Annotated in this window: 1 rRNA gene; it reads left to right on the top strand. The window is 51.7% G+C overall.

From position 1 onward, the window contains the following. Window positions 1-176: 176 nt before the first annotated feature. A 16S ribosomal RNA gene (locus tag QRO93_RS21485) occupies window positions 177-831 on the top strand; the annotation flags it as partial.

Raw genomic sequence — 831 nt, 5'->3', positions numbered from 1 at the left:
CTTCCCCGGATCTTTGAAAGTATGCGCAGGTATCTTGTGAAGGCGCCTGCAGGAAGGATGATTGTCCATCTTGCAGACGTTTGATCAAGCAACTATTAATTGTTTTAAAGCAAGCGATACGTTGCCAGCATCAATCATCTGCAGCTTTAAATTTTGATCTTCGGATCATGTCGTTTTAAGTGAAGAGTTTGATCCTGGCTCAGAGTGAACGCTGGCGGTAGGCCTAACACATGCAAGTCGAACGGCAGCACAGAGGAGCTTGCTCCTTGGGTGGCGAGTGGCGGACGGGTGAGGAATACATCGGAATCTACTTTTTCGTGGGGGATAACGTAGGGAAACTTACGCTAATACCGCATACGACCTACGGGTGAAAGCAGGGGATCTTCGGACCTTGCGCGATTGAATGAGCCGATGTCGGATTAGCTAGTTGGCGGGGTAAAGGCCCACCAAGGCGACGATCCGTAGCTGGTCTGAGAGGATGATCAGCCACACTGGAACTGAGACACGGTCCAGACTCCTACGGGAGGCAGCAGTGGGGAATATTGGACAATGGGCGCAAGCCTGATCCAGCCATACCGCGTGGGTGAAGAAGGCCTTCGGGTTGTAAAGCCCTTTTGTTGGGAAAGAAATCCAGCCGGCTAATACCTGGTTGGGATGACGGTACCCAAAGAATAAGCACCGGCTAACTTCGTGCCAGCAGCCGCGGTAATACGAAGGGTGCAAGCGTTACTCGGAATTACTGGGCGTAAAGCGTGCGTAGGTGGTTATTTAAGTCCGTTGTGAAAGCCCTGGGCTCAACCTGGGAACTGCAGTGGATACTGGATGACTAGA

Source organism: Stenotrophomonas maltophilia group sp. Smal17 (genome assembly GCF_030237045.1).
Taxonomy (GTDB): Bacteria; Pseudomonadota; Gammaproteobacteria; order Xanthomonadales; family Xanthomonadaceae; genus Stenotrophomonas; species Stenotrophomonas forensis.
Note: the sequence above shows the minus strand (reverse complement) of the source record. Positions and strands in the feature narration are given on the sequence as shown.